Here is a 19,702-nt window from a genome sequence, read left to right on the forward strand (position 1 = left end):
TTGAATCCGTTTTACCACTTCTTGCTCCGCTGCACCTTGAGCGCTTCGGCCTGTTCGTCGAAGGAGGCAAAACCGGCATGGCGCAAGGCGTCTTCCACGGTGTGGTCCCAATCCCAGGAAGCATAGATGACCGGCTTGTGGAACGTGCTGCGGAACTGCTCCAATTCGGCGCGGTAGAACTCTTCCTTGGGCGTTTCGATGTTGTCGCGAAGCTGTTCGCTGAAACGGTCGAGTTCGCCTTCGTACCACTCCATAAAATCCTCGGGGGATTTGTATTTCTTCAGGATGTGGTTGTAGTTCTTCTCCTGGAGCAGCACCTTCAGGTTTTCCATGTGCTGCTGCTTGACCCACGCGCCCAGTTCACTGGTCGGAATGTCCTCGGCCTCGATGGCGGCCATGTCCAGCTTGGTCTGGTGGTAGGTATCGGGCACCACGGATGCGGAGACGATACCGGCGATGGCCACCAGGCCGCGCAGGATCAGGCTGTTGGAAACGCCCTGCCCGCAGAAGCCAACCTTCTTGCCATATTTCTGGCCCGAGAATATGGCGCAGAGAATGGCCCAGACAACTGCCGGATCCTCTTCGTCATAGATATGCTGCAGGCTGGAGTTGTCGCGGTCCGTGGCCAGCACCATCTGGGTCATGTCATTGGAACCGATGGAGAAGCCGTCTACTTCCTTGAGGAATTCCTTGCACAGGATGGCGTTGCTCGGGATCTCGGCCATGAGGATGACCTTGAGGCCGTCCTTGCCGGACTGCAGGTTGTGCACCTGCTTGAGGTAACGCTTCATGCTGCGGGCTTCTTCCAGGGTGCGCACGAACGGGAACATGATGCTCAGATTCTTGCCGCCGTAAATGCCGCGCGCCAGCTTGAAGGCCTCCAGTTCCCAGTCGTGAATGTTACGCGAAACACCGCGATATCCCATCATGGGGTTGTCTTCGTGGGCCTCGAAAAGCAGGCCGCCCAGCAGGTTGCGGTACTCGTTGGACTTGAAGTCCGTGGTTCTGTAAATGATGTCGCTGCCATAGAAGGCCATGGCAAAGAGCGCCAGGCCCTGAGACAGGGTCTGGATATAGTTTTCCTTGCCCGTGCGGTAGCCGCGGGATTCCAGCAGCTTGCGAATGCGTTCGGGCAGGGAACTGATTTCGTCGATTTCGGACTTGAGCCCCATCTTGAGACCCACTTCCTCGCGCAACTCACGGACCTTGTTGATGTAACCCACGATCTGCGGGTTGTCCTTAATCTTGCGCACAATGGCGGCCACATCGTCCTTGTGGTCGCGCCAGACCTTCCACTCCTCGGAACGCTGTGTCGGCTCGGGCTGCAGCTGATCGTGGAAACCATAGATGACAGCCACATGATCCTTGAGCTTGATGGAGGTCTTGAGCACGTCCAGCCGCTCGGTGGACATGGTGATGTGGTCGTCGAGCTTCTTGTCCATCTCGCGCAGCTTGCGGTGGATAGCCAAAACCTCGTCGGTGCCCCGGGTGCCTTCCTGCTCGGCCAGGGTGTCCATCTCACGGGTCAGGCCGGTGATCTGGCCCACATACTGGCGCAGCTTCAAGGGCAGGGTCACCAGCCCGGAGGCCAGCTGGTCCTTCATGACCTTGGTGAGCTGGTTGTCCAGCTCATGCAGCTTGTTATCGACAATGCCGTCCAGCGTATCGTTGTCGTACGCTTCCAGGGCCATGGGATGGACGCCGATATTGCCAAGCATGAACTCGGCGCGAAGCAGCCCGACCTCGAAGTCGGGGACATTGCGCAGCCTGGACAGGAACAGGGACTGGCCCACGTCCGCCAGGATCAGGCCGACCTTGGTCTTGGTTTCGGGCAATTCGCTGACGTCGATCTCGCCGCCGACTTCCTGCAGGGGCAGCATGCCGCGGTAGACCTTGCCACGGGAACCGTCGACAGTGATTTCCTGACCGTCCAGGGCGCGCAGCACTTCCAGGCGCTGAATGCCGATGATGGCCGGAATGCCCAGCTCACGCGAAGTGATGGCCGCGTGGCTGGTATCGCCGCCCACGTCGGCCAGAATGGCCGAGGCAATACGCATGCCCGGCACCATGTCCGGGTCGGTGCGCTCGGCGGCCAGGATATCGCCCTTGTTGACCTTGTTCAGCTCCAGGGCGGAACGCAGGAACTTGACCGTGCCCTGCCCGGCGCCGCGGGAAGCGCCGTTGCCCTCAAGAATGACCTCGGCCTGGCCAAGGGCCTTCTTGTCCACTTCGAGACGCCGCATGAAGATCTTGTGCGGATGAAGCTCGAATTCCTCGTTCCAGCGAGTTTCCGGACGGGCCTGCACAAACCAGAGGCGAGCCGACTTGTCTATACAGAACTCGGTGTCCATGATCATGCCGCCATAAGCCTGGGAAATGGCGCGAACTCCCCGGGCCACGTCCTCGGACTGGGCAATGGACAGGGCCCAGCGGTAGACTTCGTTTTCGGGAACCCGAACGCTGTGGGTGCCGGAGCCGTCGTCCTTGTAGACGATCTTCTTGTCCTTGCAACCCATGTAGCGGATGACGACTTCCTTGCCGCCGTCGCGCTGGAACACGTAATACTTGTCAGGAGTGACCATGCCGCCCACCACGGCCTCGCCCAGCCCGTAGCTGGCATCGATGGAAACGAGGTCGTTGCGGACCGTGCCCCTGCAACCCGTGGCGGTATCCGCGCTGAACGCGGTGCCGGAAATGACCGGATTGATCATGCGCATGATACACACGGACAGGGAGGTGTGCTCGATGGCCCACTCTTTCTTGGCCTGTTCGGCAATGGCGTCGTCGCCGGTATGCTCGGCCTTCATGATGGCGTCGAGAATGGCCTCGCGGCGGTAGGTCATGGAGCGCAGGTTGTAAGCCGAGGAACAATCCCAATGGTAGGCTTCCAGACAGGTGTCCTCGCCCACGATATTGAGATAGGTGTCCTGAAGGCCCGCAAATGCCTTCTTGCGGCTATCCTCGCCTGCGGCCGAAGAACGCACGGCCACGGGTTCGTCCTCAAGCCCGGCTTCCTTGCAGATCTCCCGGTAAGCGCCCTTGACGGCCTGAGCGACATCTTCCGGGATATCCACGGAAAGAATGGCGGTCTGCACCAGCACGGAACGCTTGCGCAACTGGTCGATCCCCTCCGGAGAGGTGGCAAAGCCGTCGACCACGTTGTTGATGAAGGTGCGCAGCTTGATGGGGGTGCCGGACTGGTCCTTGGAATTTTCCCGAACCTTGCGGCCAAGACGGCGCACGAACTTCTGCAGGAACTCGGAATCCTGGTTTATCTCCTCGGAACTCCAGTCAATGGAATTGTACTCCTTGTCCACGGTAGACCGGACAAGGGAGGCATGAACCTTTGTTTCATCCAGGATGGTATGGAAAGCTATGGAAGAGATCGCCCGAAATTCAGGCGCACGAATGTTGGAAACTTGGCTGATAATAGCCGTGTTGTAGTTCTTGCCGCCTACGAGCAGCTCTGCTTCTTCGCCGATTGCGACGATATCAGCGCCGTTGAGGACCAGTTTCTGTTTGAGACTCTCAGTATTAGCACCTGCGCCAGCCTTTTTTTTGGGGACGGCTTTCTTTTTGGGCGCGGGCTTCTGGGTCGTGGCCATGCTTTCCTCCCGATCAGGTATGCCTGTTGCCTCGGGTTGTCTCTCCCGCAACAGGACGCTTTAACCCTCTGTTATAACTTGTAATAGGTCAATGAGCACTTGTTGAAAACAACAATACATTTTCCTCTTACAGCCTGACGGCAGGATTCGTCAATTCTTGACAATGATAAATTATTATTCGTTACACTTACGAATGAATCCCGCCGCCAGACCCTCCACTTATACTTTCTGGCCGCAGCTGGGGCAGAAGCGGCAGTCCTGGGCCGGGAACGTGGACTTGCAGGTGGGGCAGGATTCGGCAGGGGGGCCGAGCTCCACGAGCAGTTCGTTTTCCAGCACCGGAACCATCTTCTTGTCCTCCTGGAAATTTGCGGCCTTGAGAACGCGCTTCACCATGCCGTCCACCGGGGCGTAGACGGCCTTTTCCTGTTTCATGACCGAAACGTTGAAGATCTCCTCGCCCGCCTTGACCATGTCGCCAGGGCGTACGTGCATGACCCAGAGGTCGCCGTTGCACGGGGAGCCCACATGGCACTCGTTGGCGGGATCGGCCATTTCAATGGCCTCCTTGGAAGAGGCAAACGAGTCCGCCACCTTGACCTGGTGGCTGACAATTTCCGAGTCCACGATGTAACGAACAATGGACATGCCGTTCTCGTCCGGATCGGAAATATCCAGCACGCGCATGACGTGCGGCTTCTTGCAGTCGCCCTGGAAATGAAGCACCTCGCCCTTTTCCAGGCCTTCGAACCAGACATCAAGCGGCACGTTGTTGCAGTTGCCGTACTTGTCGCAAAACTCGATGGTCTTGATGGCGTCGCCCGGGTGGTTAAGGTACATGACCAGCTCCTCCTGGGAGGGATGACGACCAAGGCACTCCTGCAGGGCGCGCTCCTCGGCGGCCACATCCACATCCTCCAGCGTGGCCAGCGGGGATTCCTCGGTACGCTTGGCAATGGCCTTTTCCCAGTTCTTGCCAAACGCGGACTGATAGACCCAGTCCTCGGGGAAGCCCAGGGGCAGCCTGCCGTACTTGCCCAGCAGGAGCTGGCGGAAGGCGTCGTTCGCATCCCTGTAAAGATCCAGACGCGCCTCGCGCTCGAGGGAAGTCAGATCGTCTTCCTTGCACAGGTTGACGATGTCCAGAATGTTCAGCAAACGCCGGACCTCCACTTCCCCTCCCCGCTTGTACGCACCGGTCACGGCCAGGAAGGCGGTATTCCAGGTGATCTGGGAACCGGGGGTCACGTCGTGGTAGCGCACGATCTTGCGGGTCCCTTCCAGGAACTTGAGCATGTAGGGCAGAAGCTTGATATAGCCCTGTTTCATGGCGCCTTCCTGGGAAGAGGACGTTGCGCCGCCCGGCATGCCGTGCTTGACCACATCATGGTCGATGCCCTGGAAATAGGGAGCGGTGTACCGGTCGTAGTACGGCATGACCTGCTTGAGTACGAAGTTGGTGGCCCGGACCATTTCCTTGTCCAGGTTGGTCTCGAGACCGATTTCGTCCTCAATGTAGGCGGCGGTGGAAAGCACCTCGCCCTGCCCGTACCAGCGAACCGCAGCGCCGATGGCCACGTCCACGATATGCGCACCGGCCTCGGCGGCCGCACCCATGGTGGGCACGAACAGGCCGTCGGTGTAGTGTCGATGGGAATGGATGACCAGTTCCGGATACTTCTCCCGGATGGAGCCTATAAGCTCGCGCATGAAACGCGGCGGGCAGACGCCGGCCATGTCCTTGAGGCCCAGAATGATCTTCTTCTGGGCCTGCTTGGCGCTCACCCCGGCCACATCCGCACACATGGCAACGATCTCGTCGGTGACGTCCATGTAGCGCTGCACGTCAAAACCCTTGGCCCAGGACAGGGAAATGGCCGGCTCGAAGATGTTGGCCTCGGAATTAAGGGCAACCTCTGCGAAGGGACGCATATTTTCGATATGGTTGAGGAAGTCGAAGCAACGGATCACATCGTAGTGTTCGTTGATCATCTCCCCGGTCATGCGCATGACGTTCTTGGGCTGCGGTTTGTAGCCCAGCACGTTGGTGGAACGGATCAGGATCTGCTTCAGCGTCTTGGGCGCGAACTGGTTCCACTTCCTGGCCTCGGTGAACGGGTAGGTCATGTTGGCCAGCATGGCCACGTGAAAATGCGCGCCGCCGCCATTCTCCAGGGAGAAGAATCCGCACTTGTCCAGATACGGCCCCACCAGCTTGTCCTCGGCCAGGCGGAACCTGTTGCCGCTGTTGGACTGGGTGATGTCGCGGGTGGTGGTGTCCGTCATGTGCACGATGCCCTTTTCACGGTCCTCGCGCAGGGCGTCGAGGATGGAATCGCGCTTCATCCCCCGGGTGAAACGGGGCTCGAAGCACGTGGCCGGGAAATCAGGAAGCACCGGCTCGAAACGGCCCACACGCTTGTCCTCGCGGCCCCGGTACTCGCCGAGCTGCACATATTCGTTGTGACCCTTGGCGGAAATCTCGGCGATGAGCCGGGAAAGCCGCAGGGAATCGGGCTCGCGGTCCGAATAGTCCATGAGCTCGTTGCGATGCAGACGGATGAAATTGGTATCGTAGTCGGCCTCGATGAACTTCGCATGCCGGATGATCTGGCGGTGGAACGGAATCGTGGTCTTGACCCCGCTGATCATGTACTCGCGCAGGGCGCGCTGGGTCAGGGAGACGATCTTCGGCCAGGTGCTGCCGTAGGTGATAAGCAGGGCCGCGGCGGAATCGTAGTTGGAGGGGAACATGTACCCGTCGCTGACGCAGGAGTCGATGCGCACGCCCTGCCCGCCCGGGGAAACATACCGGGTGATGCGGCCCGCGTTGGGAGAGAAGTCCTTCTGAGGATCCTCGCAGTTGATGCGGCACTGCATGGCCCACTGGTACGGCTTGGTGTTCTGGTCGTTGAACCGAAGCTCGGAACCGAAGGCCGTGGCGATCTGCTCCTCCACTAGGTCGATGCCGTAACGGCATTCGGTGATGCCGTGTTCCACCTGCAAACGGGTGTTGACCTCGATGAGATACGGGGTTCCTTCCTGGTCCACCAGAAATTCGACGGTCGCCAGGCTGTGGTAGCCCACGGCCTTGACCAGACGGCTGGAGTATTCCTTGAGCTGGGCGCGCAGTTCCTCGGTGTACCTGGGCCACGGCGAGGGAGTGATCTCCACCAGCTTCTGGTGGTTGCGCTGCACCGAACAGTCGCGCTCGTCAAAGCAAAAGACATTGCCGTACTTGTCGGCAATGACCTGGATTTCGATATGGCGAATGGAGGTCAGCAGTTTTTCCACATACAGGCGGGGGTTGCCGAAGGAAGCCTGCGCCAGGGCCGAGGCCTTGGAAAAGGCGGATTCCAGTTCGGATTCCTCGTAGACCTCGTAAATGCCGCGCCCACCGCCGCCGCCCTCGGCCTTGAGCATGATGGGAAAGCCGATTTCCTTTGCCAGCTCGCGCGCCTCGGGAATGGAAACCGCGCCTTCGGAGCCAGGCACCACGGGCACCCCCTGCTCCTTGGCCAGGGCGCGGACCGCAACCTTGTTGCCCAGAATGCGCATGGGTTCCTGGCGCGGGCCGATGAAGATGATGCCGGCCTCCTCGCACCGTTTGGGGAAGGTGTCGTCTTCGGCGCCGAATCCCCAGCCCGGATGAATGGCGACCACATCGCGGGCCTTGGCTTCCTGAATGACCCTGTCCAGGTCCAGGTAGGCGCGCGGGTCGGGGCCCAGCATCAAAAGTTCATTGGCGCCGGAGGTTGCGGGAGAGGTCTTGTCGACATCGGTTGCGGTCATGACCGCAATGCCTTCAAACATCTCCGTGATGGAGCGGCATATACGACGGGCCGGGATTCCCCTGTTGGCAACGAGAATCCGCTTCCCTCTGATCTCTTCCAGAACCTGATCAAAAGACTTGGGCTTCATGAAACAACCATTCTCCTTAAAATATTGGTAACCTGCATGGCAGGACATCCGCCCTTGCGAACGGCGGCGGACTAGACCGGAAGTATGGAACCGGAATAAAGGGTCACCCTTTTTCCGGCCCGATCGAGAACAAGGCCACCATCTGCGGAAAGGCCCGTAATTCTGGCTTGATAGACTTGATCGCCCCCCTCGTGGACCTGGACCATGCGGCCGACCCACGCAAGCCGCTCGGCGGCAAGGGATATGAATTCGGATGGCGAAAATGCGTCGATCAATGCCGTATATATATTTTTACCCCGATTTACAAGGCGCTTCCAGACCTCCAGCGGGGAGACAGGACCGTTCGGCAATTGCAAAATTCCGGCTTTTGCGGCGCAGTCTTTGCGCATTTCGGAATCATCGGGACAAGCAACGAGGTTTAACCCCATTCCAAGCACCACCATTCCGTTTCTCTCTTCCAGCAACATTCCGCCAACTTTTCGTTCCCCCTGCAAAAAATCGTTGGGCCACTTGAGTTTGACGGCGCCCCCCATCTGTTCCAGGGCCACCGCGAACACATACCCTGCCAGCAACGGCTGAAGTGCGCTCATGCAGTCGCCCCACAGGTCATGCCTACGGCACTCGGGAAGAACAACGGAAACATACAGATTCCCGGGAGGGGACACCCAATGTCTCCTGAGTTGCCCCCTGCCCTGCGTCTGGGATACGGCAATCACGCTTCCCCACTCGGGCAGCAGGCCTTCGCCGGAAAGCTGAAAGACGGGATCCATGGTGCTGGCGCACTGGCAGCAGACAACGATGGGCGTTTCGGAATCCTCGGAGGACCGGCTTTGAAGAAAGCCCGGAGTCTCGGAACCGATCCACGGTTCCAATACGGTGATATCCTTGGCCCAGTTGGGATGGAGGGCGGCAAGACCGCCGGGAACGTCTGCGGGGGCGAGACCATCGCACCCCTGTTCCCAGAGGAATATTCCAGGTGGAAGCATAATGCGGCTTATGTTACTGTCTGCACATGCAAATTTATCTGGTTGGAGGTGGTGTACGCGATCTTTTACTCGGACGCGCCGTCCGAGACAAGGATTATCTTGTCACCAATGCCACAAAAGAACAATTCAAGACAACCTTTCCCGAAGCGCAAGAAGTGGGCAAGGCCTTTCCGGTCTTCCTCATCCAGGGCAAGGAATACGCCTTTCCCCGGGGCAAAAACCTGGAGGCGGACCTGCTCGCGCGCGACCTGACCATAAACGCCATGGCCCTGGGCCAGCAGGGCGAACTGACCTGCCACCCCCAGGCCATGGACGACCTGAGCAACCGGGTGCTGCGCCCCACTTCGGGGACCGCCCTTCTCGAGGATCCGCTCCGCGTATTCCGGGCGGCCCGCTTCTATGCGCTGCTGCCTGAATTTTCCCCCCACCCGGAATTGCTGGAGGCCATGGAAAAGCTCTCTGATTCGGAAGCCATCCGAGACATAGCTTCCGACCGCGTGGGCCAGGAAACAAGAAAGGCACTTGGCACCCCGAAACCGGGCAACTTCCTCAGGCTTCTGGACAGGGCGGATTGCCTGCGCCCTTGGTTCCGGGAGCTGGCCGAAGCCTCCGCCATACCGGCGGGCCCGCCCCCGCACCATCACACCAACGTGCTTGAGCACACTGCGGAAATCATGGACAAGGTGGCGGGAGATCCGCTCTGCGCCTGGATGGCGCTCTGCCACGACCTGGGCAAATGCGCCACGCCAAAGGAGGAATGGCCACGGCATATCGGCCACGAATCCACCGGGGCCCGGCTCGCCGAACAACTGGGAACCCGCCTCCGCCTGCCGCTCAAGTACATCAAGGCCGGGCAGAAGGCCGCCCTGCTGCACATGAAGGCGGGCCGCTATGCGGAACTCAGGCCCGGCACCAGGGTCGACCTGCTCATGGAGGCGCACCTGGCGAGGATCACGGAGCCCCTGTTCAAGCTGGCCGCTGCCGACCAGGGCACGGATCATTCCCCGCAGGCCCGCGCAGAACTGGCAACCATCCTGATGGTATCCCTGCCCGAGAAAGATCGGAACCTGGGAGCGGCCTCCGGCGAAAGACTGCGCCTGCTCCGCGCCCAATCCATTGCCGGATGATTATAAAGCCTCGTGCTTTGACATGCCCATTTCAGGGCAGTAGTATTCAAGCTAGGCCACCATTTCCGCAGGCCGGTTCCCGCAACCGAGCGATACGAGACAAGGTGCATCGATGAGCAAAAAGAAATTTCTCATAGTGGACGACGACGAACGCTTCGCCCTGCTGGCATCCAGCAAACTGGAAAAGTATGCGAAATGTTACATGGCCAGCAACGGGGAAGAGGCCCTGCTCTTCTTCCAGCACCATGCCCAGGAGGGCGCGCCCTTCAGCGCCGTATTCATGGATATCGAAATGCCGGACATGAGCGGACACGAAGCCGTCCAGCAGATGCGCGCTCTGGAAAAGGAAATGGGCACTGCCCCCCAGGCCGAATTCAAGCTGGTGATGCTCACGGCCCACTCCGACGTAAAAAATGTCAGCGTCTCCTTCTTCAAGGATCAGGCCGACGCCTTTGTTCCCAAGGAAAAATTCAAGGATAATCTGATTCCGGAATTGAAAAAGGCAAAAATCATCAACTGATTTCCGACAACAGACGCTGGATCTCCTTTCCGCGCCGCTCCCATACGCCCCGGCAGAAGGCCTTTATCTCGTCCCGCACCCTGCCGACCGGCGGCAATTCCTGAATCTCGGGCAGCTCGAACCCCGCCAGCTCCATGGGCTTGTATTCCGCCTCCACATTAAGAGCGCAGGACTCCCCGACACAGGCCTCCAGCACACGTTCCTTTTCCGTATATTCAGGATCCATCTGCTTGAGGTAGCGCAGCGTATCCCCAGTAGCCATCCGGGCGTTGACCTTCTCTATCTGCTTGTTGACGTACTCGAACATCTCCTTGAAGCGGATATAGTGCACCGACAGGCGCTTGCGTCCCCCTTCGTCCGGCTGCGATGAGTACCGGCCGTTCAGGTATTCGTCCACCAAGCGCTGGAATTCCCAATACGCCTTCAGAACGCACTTGGCGTACCGTCCTCGCGCGGTGAAGGCGAAGGGAAGTTTGTCGAACAGATTGGCGCGCTCTCCCCCGGCAGGAAAGGGAACGCAGGAAGGAAGCACATCCAGGGCGACATAGAAATCATGCATGGTCCGCTCATCCAGGAGCAGGACATGCAGCTTGTCGGCGGCCCGTTCCAGCCGGGGAATCCAGATGCGCAATTCCCGGGCCCACTGTTCAAGCACCTCGGTCATGTCGTCGATGTTCTTGCGGGCGCCGAAATAGGTTTCCGCCATTTCCGAGACCACTTCCGCACGCAGACTGTCGGCAAATTCATCAAAACGGCTCAAATCGTCCCCCTGGCGCTGCAATATTCCCTCATCTTTTCAAGTTTCCCTCCTCTTTGCGGAATGGTCAATATATTTCCGTTGAAAAAGCATGGCAAACCACCTACTATCCCGCGCATCCATTAACTCCAAAGGTAAGGATGGAAGCCGATCCCATGCTGCTGAATGAACACAAGAGCAAACTCCTTTTCCAAGAAGCGAATGTCCCTGTTCCCGAAGGCATAGACGTCTTTCCCGAAACCATAGAGACCCAAAAACCGACTTTCCCGCTGCCGTGGTTCCTCAAGTCCCAGGTGCTCACCGGCGGCCGCGGCAAGGCAGGCGGCATTCTTCGCGTGGACGAGGAAAAGGACTACCTGCCCACCGCGAAAAAACTCTTCGACCTGGAAATCAAGGGCCACCGGGTGCCGTTCCTGCGCATTGAGCCGGCAGCCGACATCCAGCGCGAATTCTATCTTTCCCTGACCGTTTCCCGTGAACGCCGCCGCATCCTGCTCACCGTGGGCCGCGAAGGCGGCGTGGAAATCGAGAACCTGGGCGCGGAGAACCTGCTTGTCCAGGAAATCGCCCTGCCCGCGGGGCTCCAGGGCAACCAGATCCGGGCCGCGTTTTTCCATCTGGGCCTGGGCAAGGAACTGTTCAAGCCCTTCCACGAGCTGCTCACCAACCTGTTCAAGGGCATGCTCGACAACGGCCTGCTCATGGCCGAAATCAACCCGCTCATCCTCACCGGTGACGACCGTTTCGTGGCCTTGGACGGCAAGGTCGAGGTGGACGACAACTACGTCGAGATCAACGAACGCATGGAGCAGTACTACCAGGCCGAACACGTTTCGGCAGAGGAAAACGCCGCTCGCGAGGCGGGCCTTTCCTTTGTCAAACTGCCCGGCTGGGTGGGCCTCATGGTCAACGGCGCGGGCCTGGCCATGGCCACCATGGACCTCCTGAATTTTTCCAAACTGCCCGCCAGCAACTTCCTGGACCTGGGTGGCGCGGCCGACCAGGCGCGTATGGAAACCGCACTGGAGCTGCTCTTTGGCGACAAGGCGGTCAAGGCCATCTTCATCAACCTTTTCGGCGGGATCCTTTCCTGCGAAAAGGTCGCCAAGGCCCTGGAAGGCGCTTTGGGCGGCAAGGCCCCCCAAAAGCCCATCGTGGCCCGCATGTCCGGCAAGGACTCCGAGGCCGCCCTGGAAATCCTCAAGGGCCTGAACGTGGAAAACCTGCATATCGCCACGGACATGAAGGAAGCCATCGGCATCCTCGAGACCCTCCAGCCCGCCAACGCCCCGGTCATCGAATTCCCCACGCCCATGGGCTGCGACCAAGCCAGGCCGCAAAAGGACAACGGCTATCAGACCGTGGACATCTTCGACATCGACAAGGACACCCCGATCCTGGTGCAGGGCATCACCGGCCGCGAAGGCCAGCTGCACACCATGCTCATGCAGGAGTACGGAGCCAACATCGTCGCGGGCGTGACCCCGTTCAAGGGCGGCCAGGAAGTGCTCGGCGTTCCCGTGTACAATTCCATTGCCGAAGCCAAGCGCAGCCACGACATCCAGGCCAGCATCATGTTCGTTCCTCCCCGCCTGGCGGCGGATGCCGTGCTCGAGGCGGCCTTCAACGAAATCCCCTGGGCCGTGTGCATCACCGAGGGCATCGTCCAGCACGATATGCTGGCGGCCATGGAGCAGATCAAGGACTCGGGCACCCGCGTGGTGGGTCCCAACACACCGGGCCTCATCGTGCCAGGGCAGACCAAGATCGGCATCCTGCCGACCCAGCCTTTTGTTCCCGGCCCGGTGGCCGTGCTCTCCCGCAGCGGCACCCTGACCTATGAAGTGGCCCAGCGCCTCACGGACGCGGGCATAGGCCAGTCCCTGAGCGTCGGCATCGGCGGCGACCCGTTCATCGGCACCACCTTTGTGGACATGTTCGAAATGCTGCGCAACCACGATGAGACCGAAGCGGTTGTGGTCCTGGGCGAGATCGGCGGACAGGCCGAGGAAAACCTGGCCCGCTACGTGGTGGAAACCGGGTTCGACAAGCCGGTCATTTCCTTCATTGCGGGCCAGACGGCCCCTCCGGGCAAGCGCCTCGGACACGCCGGCGCCATCCTGGAAAAGGGCGGCGGAACCGAATCCAAACTGAAAACCATGGCCGACGCGGGCTTCGCTGTCTGCCAAAGCCTTGAAGTCATCCCCGGCCTTGTGAAAAAGGCCCTGAAATAACGTAAGGAATTCATACGAGTGAAAATTCTTCTACTCGATCTTGGAAAACAACTTCGTGGCGGGCAACGGCAGGTTCACTACCTTGCCCGCCATCTTTCTCAGGAAGCGGGATTCGAGCCCATCATTGCGGCCCCCAAGGGAGCCCCTCTGCTCGACCTTGCCGAATCGGCGGGAATCCCCACCCATACGCTCGTTTCCAGCAGCGACCTCAATCCCATCAACGTCATCAGCTTCTTCAAGCTGCTGAAGCAGGTCAAACCGGATATCGTGCACACCAACGACGCCAAGGGCGCGTCCCTGGCCGCCCTGGCAAAGACCTCGGGCAAGGCCCGGTTCAAGCTGGTGCACACCCGCCGGGTCTCCTACAAATTCAAGAAGGGCTGGAGCACCAAGAAGTATCTGGCCGGAGACGCCGTGGTGGGCGTAAGCAGGGAGATCCAGAAGAACATGGTCCAGTGCGGGGTGGAGCAATCCCGCAGCAGGGCCATTCACAGCGGCATCGATCTCTCCCGCTACACCACGGAAAAGCTTCCCAACGATCTGCTGACCATCGGAACCATTGGCGCACTAACCAAGCAAAAGGGAATCCGGGTGCTTCTGGATGCGCTGAAGGAACTGAAGAAGGATGACACCCTGCCCGCCTGGCAGTGCATCATCGCCGGGGACGGGCCGCTCATGAAGGAGCTTCAGGAACGGGCCCACTCCAACGAGATCAACGACCGTATCCTGTTCCTCGGCTACAAGGACAGCCGTGAAATCCTGCAGCGCATCGACATACTGGCCGTGCCCTCGGTGGACGGGGAAGGCTCCAATGCCGTCATCAAGGAAGGCTGGGCCACGGGAACCCCGCTGGTGAGCTCCAACCTGGCATCCAACCTGGAACTGGTCACCGGCGGCCAGAACGGGCTCGTTTTCGCCAACAGGGACAGCCTGGCCCTGGCCAGCGCGCTCAAGTCGCTCATGACTTCCAAAACCACTGCAAACAAAATACGGAAAGGCGGATTTGAATCGGTGCGGGCCTTCACGGACAAGGCCATGGCCGAGCAGTACGTTTCCCTTTACCGGGAGCTCGTCCGCTAGCCAAGATCAGTACAGCTCCCCATCCAGCAACAGATGGGAAAAGTATCCCAGCACAAAGGCGAGATAAAAGCGGAAGAACGGCTCTATGGAGCGGTCTCCGATGAGCACGGCCGGGATAAGCACGATGGGGAGCGGCACCAGCAGCATGGCCCACCAGGTGTGGGTCCAGCCCCTATGGTGCCCCAGGGCCGGAAGCATGGCGCACAGCCCGAGCCAGGAAGCCCAGACATACATCTTCATGAAAATCAGCCCGGCGTCGATGACTATGAGCAGGCCATAGTAGAGATTCTGCCCCTTGGAGTCGGTATCCGTATCCGGGAACATGGCGCCCAGCAGGCAGAACCCCAGAAGCCCTGCCAGATGCAGCGGGTCCAGGGCCAGATAGCCGAGCATCACGCCTCCCACGACTCCCATGACGCCGAAAAGCGCGCCTCCTGCGATATGTCCTTTGTATCCGGGCATGTCTTCTTATTCTGTTCTGTTTTTATTCCATCCCGCTGCGGCAACAGGAGCGCCCGCAGGGAAAGAAGAAACGGCCGCTCCTGTCCAGAAGCAGCCGTTTTGTTGCAATCTCGGGCAAGAGCTACATGGCTCCGCTGGCATTGAGTTCGTCGATCTGCCTGTCCACTTCCTTCTGAAGCTTCTCGGGCAGGCCCATGATGTCAGTATTCAGGAAGCCGCGCACAATGGTGGAGGTTGCTTCGTCCTCGTCCAGCCCGCGGGCCATGAGGTACTCGATCTCCTCCTGGGCTATCTTGCCCACCGAGGCCTCGTGGGAAAGCTCCACGCCCTCCAGGGTGCCGTCCAGCTCGGGGATCGCCCAGATCCGGCCATTGCCGAGGATCAGGCCCTGGCATTCCAGATGGCCGCGCGAAGGCACGTGATGCGCCCCGATATGGCCCCGGTTGATGATGGTGCCGCCGGTGGAGATGGTCCGGGCAATGATCTCGCAGCGGGTGTCCGGCGCGTCCATGATCACCTTGTTGCCCATATCCAGATAGGAGCCTTCCGGAGCCACCACCACGGAATTGAAACGGGCGCGGGCGCCGCGCCCCTTCAGGGTGATGGTCGGATACATCTGCAGGTCCTTGACCGGCTTCATGAGAATGTAGTTGTTCTGAAGGATGCCGCCCTCTTCCACCACGCCCGCGGAACGCGGACGAACCGAAACATGCTCGCCCCAGTTGTGAACCATGGTGAAGGTCAGCTTGCCGCCCTTCTTGACGTAAAATTCGGAGATGCCGAAATGCGCACCCGTCGTGGAGCCGTGCGCCACGGAACAGCCGGTGATGATGTGCAGTTCGGAATTTTCCTCCACCACCACGATGTTGTGGACGTTCTGGCCCACCTGCTCGGCCTTGAGGAACAGGCAGGACTGCACCGGCTTCTCGATGCGCGCACCGGGCTTGGTGCGGATGAAGTACCCGCCGTGAGTGTTCTCATACGTATTGCGGGTGTATTCGTCCTTGTCCTTGTCGATCAGCTTCCAGCGGTACTCGGGAAGACCGTCGTACTTGGCGATGGCGTCCTTGATATCCAGGATTTCCACGCCGGGATCATTGGAATGGCAATGCACGTTGGAATGGTCCATCTGCAGAAAGGATCCGCTGCGGTTGGCATCGTCCACATCCACGCCGGACATGATCAGGGCTTCCTTGTCCTGCGCGTCAAGGGTGGAAAGGTCCTCGATCTTGTCTCTGACCAGGCCATCGAACTTGAATTGGGAAAGATCTACGTTGCTCATTATATTCTCCGTATGGCTGGCGCTACTGCATGCAGCGGATACATTCCTGGTAACCGTTGGTGCGGATGTGTTCCAGAATGTCGCGGGGACGGCCCTGGCAGCACAGGTGGCCGTTGTAGAGGACCTGGCCTCGGTCTGCGTTCACGTAGTCGAGAATGTAGCCGGTATGGGTAATGATGAGGCCGGCCATGCTGCTCTGCTCGCGGATTTCCTTGAGAGACTTGTCCGGCGAGGCGTCGATGCGGCCGTCCAGCAACTGGCGGCAGACCTTGCCGATAAGCTGCATGTTCTCCAGGTCCACACCGGATTCGGGCTCATCGAACAAAACGAGGCTGGGCTTCTGGGCCATGAGCTGCAACAGCTCGGAACGCTTGATCTCGCCGCCGGAAAAACCCGCATTGATGTCGCGCTCCAGGAAACCGGAAAAGTTGACGCGCTCCGCAAGGGCTTCGATGTCGATATCCTCGCCCCGGGCGCACATGTTCACCAGATGCCTGGTGCGAAGACCGTGGATGGTCGGCGGACGCTGAAAAGACATGCCGACGCCGAGGCGGGCCCGCTCATACATGGGAGCATGGGTAATGTCTTCGCCCCTGAAGACGATCTTACCCCGGGTAATGTCGTAACCGGAAAAACCCATCAGGGCCATGAGCAGGGACGTCTTGCCCGAACCGTTGGGACCGAAGAGGATGAAAGTCTCCCCTTCCTTGATCTCAAGGTTGATCCCCTTGAGGACTTCCTTGTCGCCGATATTTACATGAAGATCTTCAATCGTAAGCATTGTTTTCCTCGTTTTGATCCTGTCGATAAGCAACAGGGTTCCATACTTGAGGCTGGTCCGGAAGTCCAGCGGGAATAATCATACCAAATAGATATGAATTCGGCGAAAGCCTTGACAGTCTGGAAACATATGGACAATCACCGTGGTTCTCAAACAAGAGCACATTCACTATAGTGCCCCTAACGGAGATGTACAGATGAGCCCCAAGAAAAAAATGAAATCCCTGGACGAACTGAAAAAGCTGCAGATCGGCCCCAAGGACGACTATCTGGAAAAACTCATGGCCAAAGGCAAAAAGGCGGCCCAGCAGAAAAAAGAACCGGTCCCCGAGCCGGAACAGCGGCCCGAGGAAGATCTTTTCCAGACGGCGATGCTGGGAGTGACCAAGATGGATGGAACCGAATCAGGCCGGCAGGTGTCCCCGCGTCCGGCCCAGGCCTCGCCGGCTTCCCTGGGCTCCCAGGACCCCAAGTCCATGGCCGAGGCAATGCAGAACGGCATCGACTTCGAGCTGGAGTACACGGACGAATACATGCACGGCTACGTACGCGGCCTGGACAGCAAGGTTTTCCAGCAGCTCAAGGCCGGATCCCTGAGCGTGGAGGCCCACCTGGACATGCACGGGCTCAATTCGGACCAGGCCCTGGACAACCTGCTCTTCTTCATACGGGAAAGCTATCTTCAAAATAAACGAACACTGCTCATCGTCACCGGACGGGGCCGAAATTCCCCAGGCGGGCGCAGCGTGCTCAAGCAGGAGATCCAGTCATGGCTGACCAGGGACCCCTTGCGACGCATTGTCCTGGCATTCTGCACGGCACAGCCCAAGGACGGCGGCACGGGCGCAATCTACGCCCTGCTGCGAAAACAGAAAAAACAGCAAGGCAAGGTCCAGTGGGACAAGATGATGAACTGGGACGATTAAAAACAAAAAGGCCTCCATCCAAGCGGATGGAGGCCTTTTTCATTCCATGATTATTGAAAACCAAATCGGCTAGGCAGCGACCTCCTCGGCCACGGCCTCCTGCTGTTGCTCTCCGCCTGCCATGCCCTTGACCAGGGCCAGTTCCTCGGCGGAGAAGATCTTGTTGATCTCCAGGATGATAATGAACTTTTCTTCCTGACGCCCCATGCCGCGGATATACTCGGCATTGACCGCCGCGCCCATCTTCGGAGCGGGCTCGATGGAATCGGGCATCATTTCGAACACTTCCCGGACGGAATCCACCAGAGCGCCCATGACGGTCATTTCCCCATCAAATTCGATTTCCACGATGATGATGCAGGTGTCGACCGTATCCTCGCCCTGGGACATGCCCATCTTCATGCGCATATCAACCACGGGCACGGCATTGCCGCGCAGGTTGATAACCCCGCGCATGAAATTGGGGGTGCGGGGGATCTTCGTGATCGAGGTCAACTCAAGGACCTCACGCACTGTCCCGATATCCAGGGCAAAAATTTCTTTCCCAAGCGTAAAGGTCAAAAACTGATTGATGTCAGTGAGGACTTCTTCGCTCATAACGATTCCCCTTGGTTACAATATCATCACTAGCGTCGTTGTATCATGTATGCCGCTTCAGGCAATGATTTTCCCGTTATAATCTTCACACGGCGTCCCGAAAACGCCTTTCAACCATAATATGAATACTACCCCCTCCAAACCGGCAAGGCAACACGAAGCCGGGCATTGCCCATGCCCAAGAGCTTCCGACAGGGGAAAACCCGGCGGCAGCAAGGGATTCCCGGCGGTTTTCCGCACCGATACACCGCTGACAATTCCAAATGAAAGCAAAATATTACAAACAAATTCAAAAAAAACGTTGACAGCAAAACGAGGTGCAGATAGATACACATTCCTCGTCGGGATGTAGCGCAGTTTGGGAGCGCACTTGAATGGGGTTCAAGGGGTCGGAGGTTCAAATCCTCTCATCCCGACCACGAGACGAAATACCCCACGGGGGCTGACGCAAGTCAGCCCCCTGTTTCGTAAAAGGCCTTCATAGCTCAGTAGGTAGAGCGCATCCTTGGTAAGGATGAGGTCAGCAGTTCAATTCTGCTTGAAGGCTCCAGAAAGATCAAAACCGTCCTTTGTTAGCAAAGGACGGTTTTTTATTTTACCTCCCCCTTCCACTTGACATACTGCACGCCCCCTTATACTCGATTGTTTATTTGGTGAAGTATAACGTTCACCTATCAAACTCACACTGAAGGAGAATAACGAATGAAAAAGCTTATCACGCCTCTTCTCACTGTAGTTCTGGTGACGATACTTTGCAGTACAGCTTATGCCGACTCTTGTGGCATGACCATAGTTCCCGGCTTGGGCTACGCATACAGCCCCAATAACCAGTGCATGTCCACCAGAATCACCTTGTCCAACATTACCAGCGAAGAAGTTGAAGTGACCATCGAATTTTATGATCAGGACGGCAATATGCTGACCGACAAAGGCAGGCTCTACAAAGGCTCCAGCACTAAAGGAAGTGTTGACTGGTTGGGCTATACCAGCACCTTCACAATTCCTGCGAATGCCACACGTACTCTTAACTATTGGGACACATCAAAAAATCACTACATTGAAGGCTACGCCATCATAAAATGGAACAGCTTGGGCTCTTCCGCCAAAGCCCTTGTGGGCAATGCCCACGTAGCGAGATTTCTCGGTAACCAGTACGCAGGCTTCCACACCGCTCCCATCAATGAAGGGAAGCCCTTCTAGTCCCGAAATAGAGACAGAACACTCTGAGCCCGGTTCTTCGGAACCGGGCTTTTTTGTGTCCATAGATCCTGAGGATTTTGGCCACCTCACGCCACGGATCTATCTGAAACCCCAATATTATATTGTCTATGTTCGTTTTTTCCTGAGGGAGTAAACATTCCCCCACCAATGGCAACTCTCATGAAACGCCCTTTTCTCCCGCCCCATCTTCGACAAAAAACGTTA

Annotated in this window: 14 protein-coding genes and 2 tRNA genes; 8 read left to right on the forward strand and 8 right to left on the reverse strand. The window is 58.4% G+C overall.

Annotated elements, in window-relative coordinates:
- Positions 1-11 precede the first annotated feature (11 nt).
- From FGL65_RS12330 to FGL65_RS12340, 3 genes are all read right to left on the reverse strand, one after another.
- Positions 12-3,605: a PEP/pyruvate-binding domain-containing protein gene (locus FGL65_RS12330; protein ID WP_147821483.1), complete on the reverse strand. Its 3,594-nt coding sequence runs from the start codon at positions 3,603-3,605 to the stop codon at positions 12-14.
- 219 nt (positions 3,606-3,824) lie between these two features.
- Positions 3,825-7,526, reverse strand: a complete 3,702-nt coding sequence (locus tag FGL65_RS12335) for a pyruvate carboxylase (protein ID WP_147821484.1) — start codon at positions 7,524-7,526, stop codon at positions 3,825-3,827.
- Between the two features lie 71 nt (positions 7,527-7,597).
- Positions 7,598-8,512 carry a biotin--[acetyl-CoA-carboxylase] ligase gene (locus FGL65_RS12340; RefSeq protein ID WP_147821485.1) on the reverse strand — a complete coding sequence of 305 codons (915 nt, stop codon included), beginning with the start codon at positions 8,510-8,512 and terminating at the stop codon, positions 7,598-7,600.
- Positions 8,513-8,538: 26 nt separating this feature from the next.
- Between FGL65_RS12340 and FGL65_RS12345 the strand changes: the two genes are divergently transcribed.
- Entirely contained in the window at positions 8,539-9,639 is a 1,101-nt protein-coding gene (locus FGL65_RS12345) for an HD domain-containing protein (RefSeq protein ID WP_147821486.1), read from the forward strand.
- A gap of 112 nt (positions 9,640-9,751) precedes the next feature.
- The gene (locus FGL65_RS12350; RefSeq protein WP_147821487.1) at positions 9,752-10,159 is read left to right on the forward strand and encodes a response regulator; all 408 of its coding nucleotides are present in this window, start codon (positions 9,752-9,754) and stop codon (positions 10,157-10,159) included.
- On the opposite strand, the gene FGL65_RS12355 is transcribed toward FGL65_RS12350, so the two are convergent.
- Positions 10,152-10,919 (reverse strand): hypothetical protein, encoded by a 768-nt coding sequence (locus FGL65_RS12355; RefSeq protein ID WP_147821488.1) that lies wholly within the window; start codon positions 10,917-10,919, stop codon positions 10,152-10,154. The two genes, FGL65_RS12350 and FGL65_RS12355, sit on opposite strands and share 8 nt — an antisense overlap.
- Positions 10,920-11,071: 152 nt before the next feature.
- Between FGL65_RS12355 and sucD the strand changes: the two genes are divergently transcribed.
- Together sucD and FGL65_RS12365 are read left to right on the forward strand one after the other, a co-directional pair.
- Positions 11,072-13,150 (forward strand): succinate--CoA ligase subunit alpha, encoded by a 2,079-nt coding sequence (gene sucD / locus FGL65_RS12360; protein ID WP_147821489.1) that lies wholly within the window; start codon positions 11,072-11,074, stop codon positions 13,148-13,150.
- Positions 13,151-13,168: 18 nt separating this feature from the next.
- Entirely contained in the window at positions 13,169-14,230 is a 1,062-nt protein-coding gene (locus tag FGL65_RS12365) for a glycosyltransferase family 4 protein (protein ID WP_147821490.1), read from the forward strand.
- Between the two features lie 6 nt (positions 14,231-14,236).
- Here FGL65_RS12365 and FGL65_RS12370 read toward each other — a convergent pair whose 3' ends face one another.
- From FGL65_RS12370 to FGL65_RS12380, 3 genes are all read right to left on the reverse strand, one after another.
- A complete protein-coding gene (locus FGL65_RS12370) occupies positions 14,237-14,692 on the reverse strand; it encodes a metal-dependent hydrolase (RefSeq protein WP_147821491.1) in 456 nt (151 codons plus the stop codon).
- A 121-nt stretch (positions 14,693-14,813) separates the two neighbouring features.
- On the reverse strand, positions 14,814-15,974 hold the full coding sequence (locus FGL65_RS12375; RefSeq protein ID WP_147821492.1) for a SufB/SufD family protein: 1,161 nt from the start codon (positions 15,972-15,974) through the stop codon (positions 14,814-14,816).
- Between the two features lie 22 nt (positions 15,975-15,996).
- A complete protein-coding gene (locus FGL65_RS12380) occupies positions 15,997-16,755 on the reverse strand; it encodes an ABC transporter ATP-binding protein (protein ID WP_147821493.1) in 759 nt (252 codons plus the stop codon).
- A 196-nt stretch (positions 16,756-16,951) separates the two neighbouring features.
- Here FGL65_RS12380 and FGL65_RS12385 point away from each other — a divergent pair, with 196 nt between their 5' ends.
- Positions 16,952-17,680 (forward strand): Smr/MutS family protein, encoded by a 729-nt coding sequence (locus FGL65_RS12385; RefSeq protein ID WP_147821494.1) that lies wholly within the window; start codon positions 16,952-16,954, stop codon positions 17,678-17,680.
- 69 nt (positions 17,681-17,749) lie between these two features.
- On the opposite strand, the gene FGL65_RS12390 is transcribed toward FGL65_RS12385, so the two are convergent.
- Complete coding sequence (locus FGL65_RS12390; protein WP_147821495.1) at positions 17,750-18,277, reverse strand: chemotaxis protein CheW; 528 nt, start codon at positions 18,275-18,277, stop codon at positions 17,750-17,752.
- Positions 18,278-18,619: 342 nt separating this feature from the next.
- Here FGL65_RS12390 and FGL65_RS12395 point away from each other — a divergent pair.
- The 3 genes from FGL65_RS12395 to FGL65_RS12405 all read left to right on the forward strand — a co-directional run bounded on the left by FGL65_RS12395 (position 18,620) and on the right by FGL65_RS12405 (position 19,477).
- Positions 18,620-18,696 (forward strand) — tRNA-Pro (locus FGL65_RS12395).
- 55 nt (positions 18,697-18,751) lie between these two features.
- A tRNA-Thr gene (locus tag FGL65_RS12400) sits at positions 18,752-18,827 on the forward strand.
- Positions 18,828-18,979: 152 nt separating this feature from the next.
- Positions 18,980-19,477: a hypothetical protein gene (locus FGL65_RS12405; RefSeq protein WP_147821496.1), complete on the forward strand. Its 498-nt coding sequence runs from the start codon at positions 18,980-18,982 to the stop codon at positions 19,475-19,477.
- Positions 19,478-19,702 lie beyond the last annotated feature (225 nt).

The sequence above is a fragment of the Salidesulfovibrio onnuriiensis genome (genome assembly GCF_008001235.1).
Classification (GTDB): Bacteria; Desulfobacterota; Desulfovibrionia; order Desulfovibrionales; family Desulfovibrionaceae; genus Pseudodesulfovibrio; species Pseudodesulfovibrio onnuriiensis.

Bases quoted from the DNA above. Each gene is read 5' to 3' on its own strand.
- FGL65_RS12350 (WP_147821487.1), top strand. From the start codon at position 9,752: ATGAGCAAAAAGAAATTTCTCATAGTGGACGACGACGAACGCTTCGCC.
- FGL65_RS12380 (WP_147821493.1), bottom strand. From the start codon at position 16,755: ATGCTTACGATTGAAGATCTTCATGTAAATATCGGCGACAAGGAAGTC.
- sucD (WP_147821489.1), top strand. From the start codon at position 11,072: ATGCTGCTGAATGAACACAAGAGCAAACTCCTTTTCCAAGAAGCGAAT.
- FGL65_RS12335 (WP_147821484.1), bottom strand. From the start codon at position 7,526: ATGAAGCCCAAGTCTTTTGATCAGGTTCTGGAAGAGATCAGAGGGAAG.
- FGL65_RS12370 (WP_147821491.1), bottom strand. From the start codon at position 14,692: ATGCCCGGATACAAAGGACATATCGCAGGAGGCGCGCTTTTCGGCGTC.
- FGL65_RS12390 (WP_147821495.1), bottom strand. From the start codon at position 18,277: ATGAGCGAAGAAGTCCTCACTGACATCAATCAGTTTTTGACCTTTACG.
- FGL65_RS12340 (WP_147821485.1), bottom strand. From the start codon at position 8,512: ATGCTTCCACCTGGAATATTCCTCTGGGAACAGGGGTGCGATGGTCTC.
- FGL65_RS12345 (WP_147821486.1), top strand. From the start codon at position 8,539: ATGCAAATTTATCTGGTTGGAGGTGGTGTACGCGATCTTTTACTCGGA.
- FGL65_RS12385 (WP_147821494.1), top strand. From the start codon at position 16,952: ATGAGCCCCAAGAAAAAAATGAAATCCCTGGACGAACTGAAAAAGCTG.
- FGL65_RS12375 (WP_147821492.1), bottom strand. From the start codon at position 15,974: ATGAGCAACGTAGATCTTTCCCAATTCAAGTTCGATGGCCTGGTCAGA.
- FGL65_RS12330 (WP_147821483.1), bottom strand. From the start codon at position 3,605: ATGGCCACGACCCAGAAGCCCGCGCCCAAAAAGAAAGCCGTCCCCAAA.
- FGL65_RS12405 (WP_147821496.1), top strand. From the start codon at position 18,980: ATGAAAAAGCTTATCACGCCTCTTCTCACTGTAGTTCTGGTGACGATA.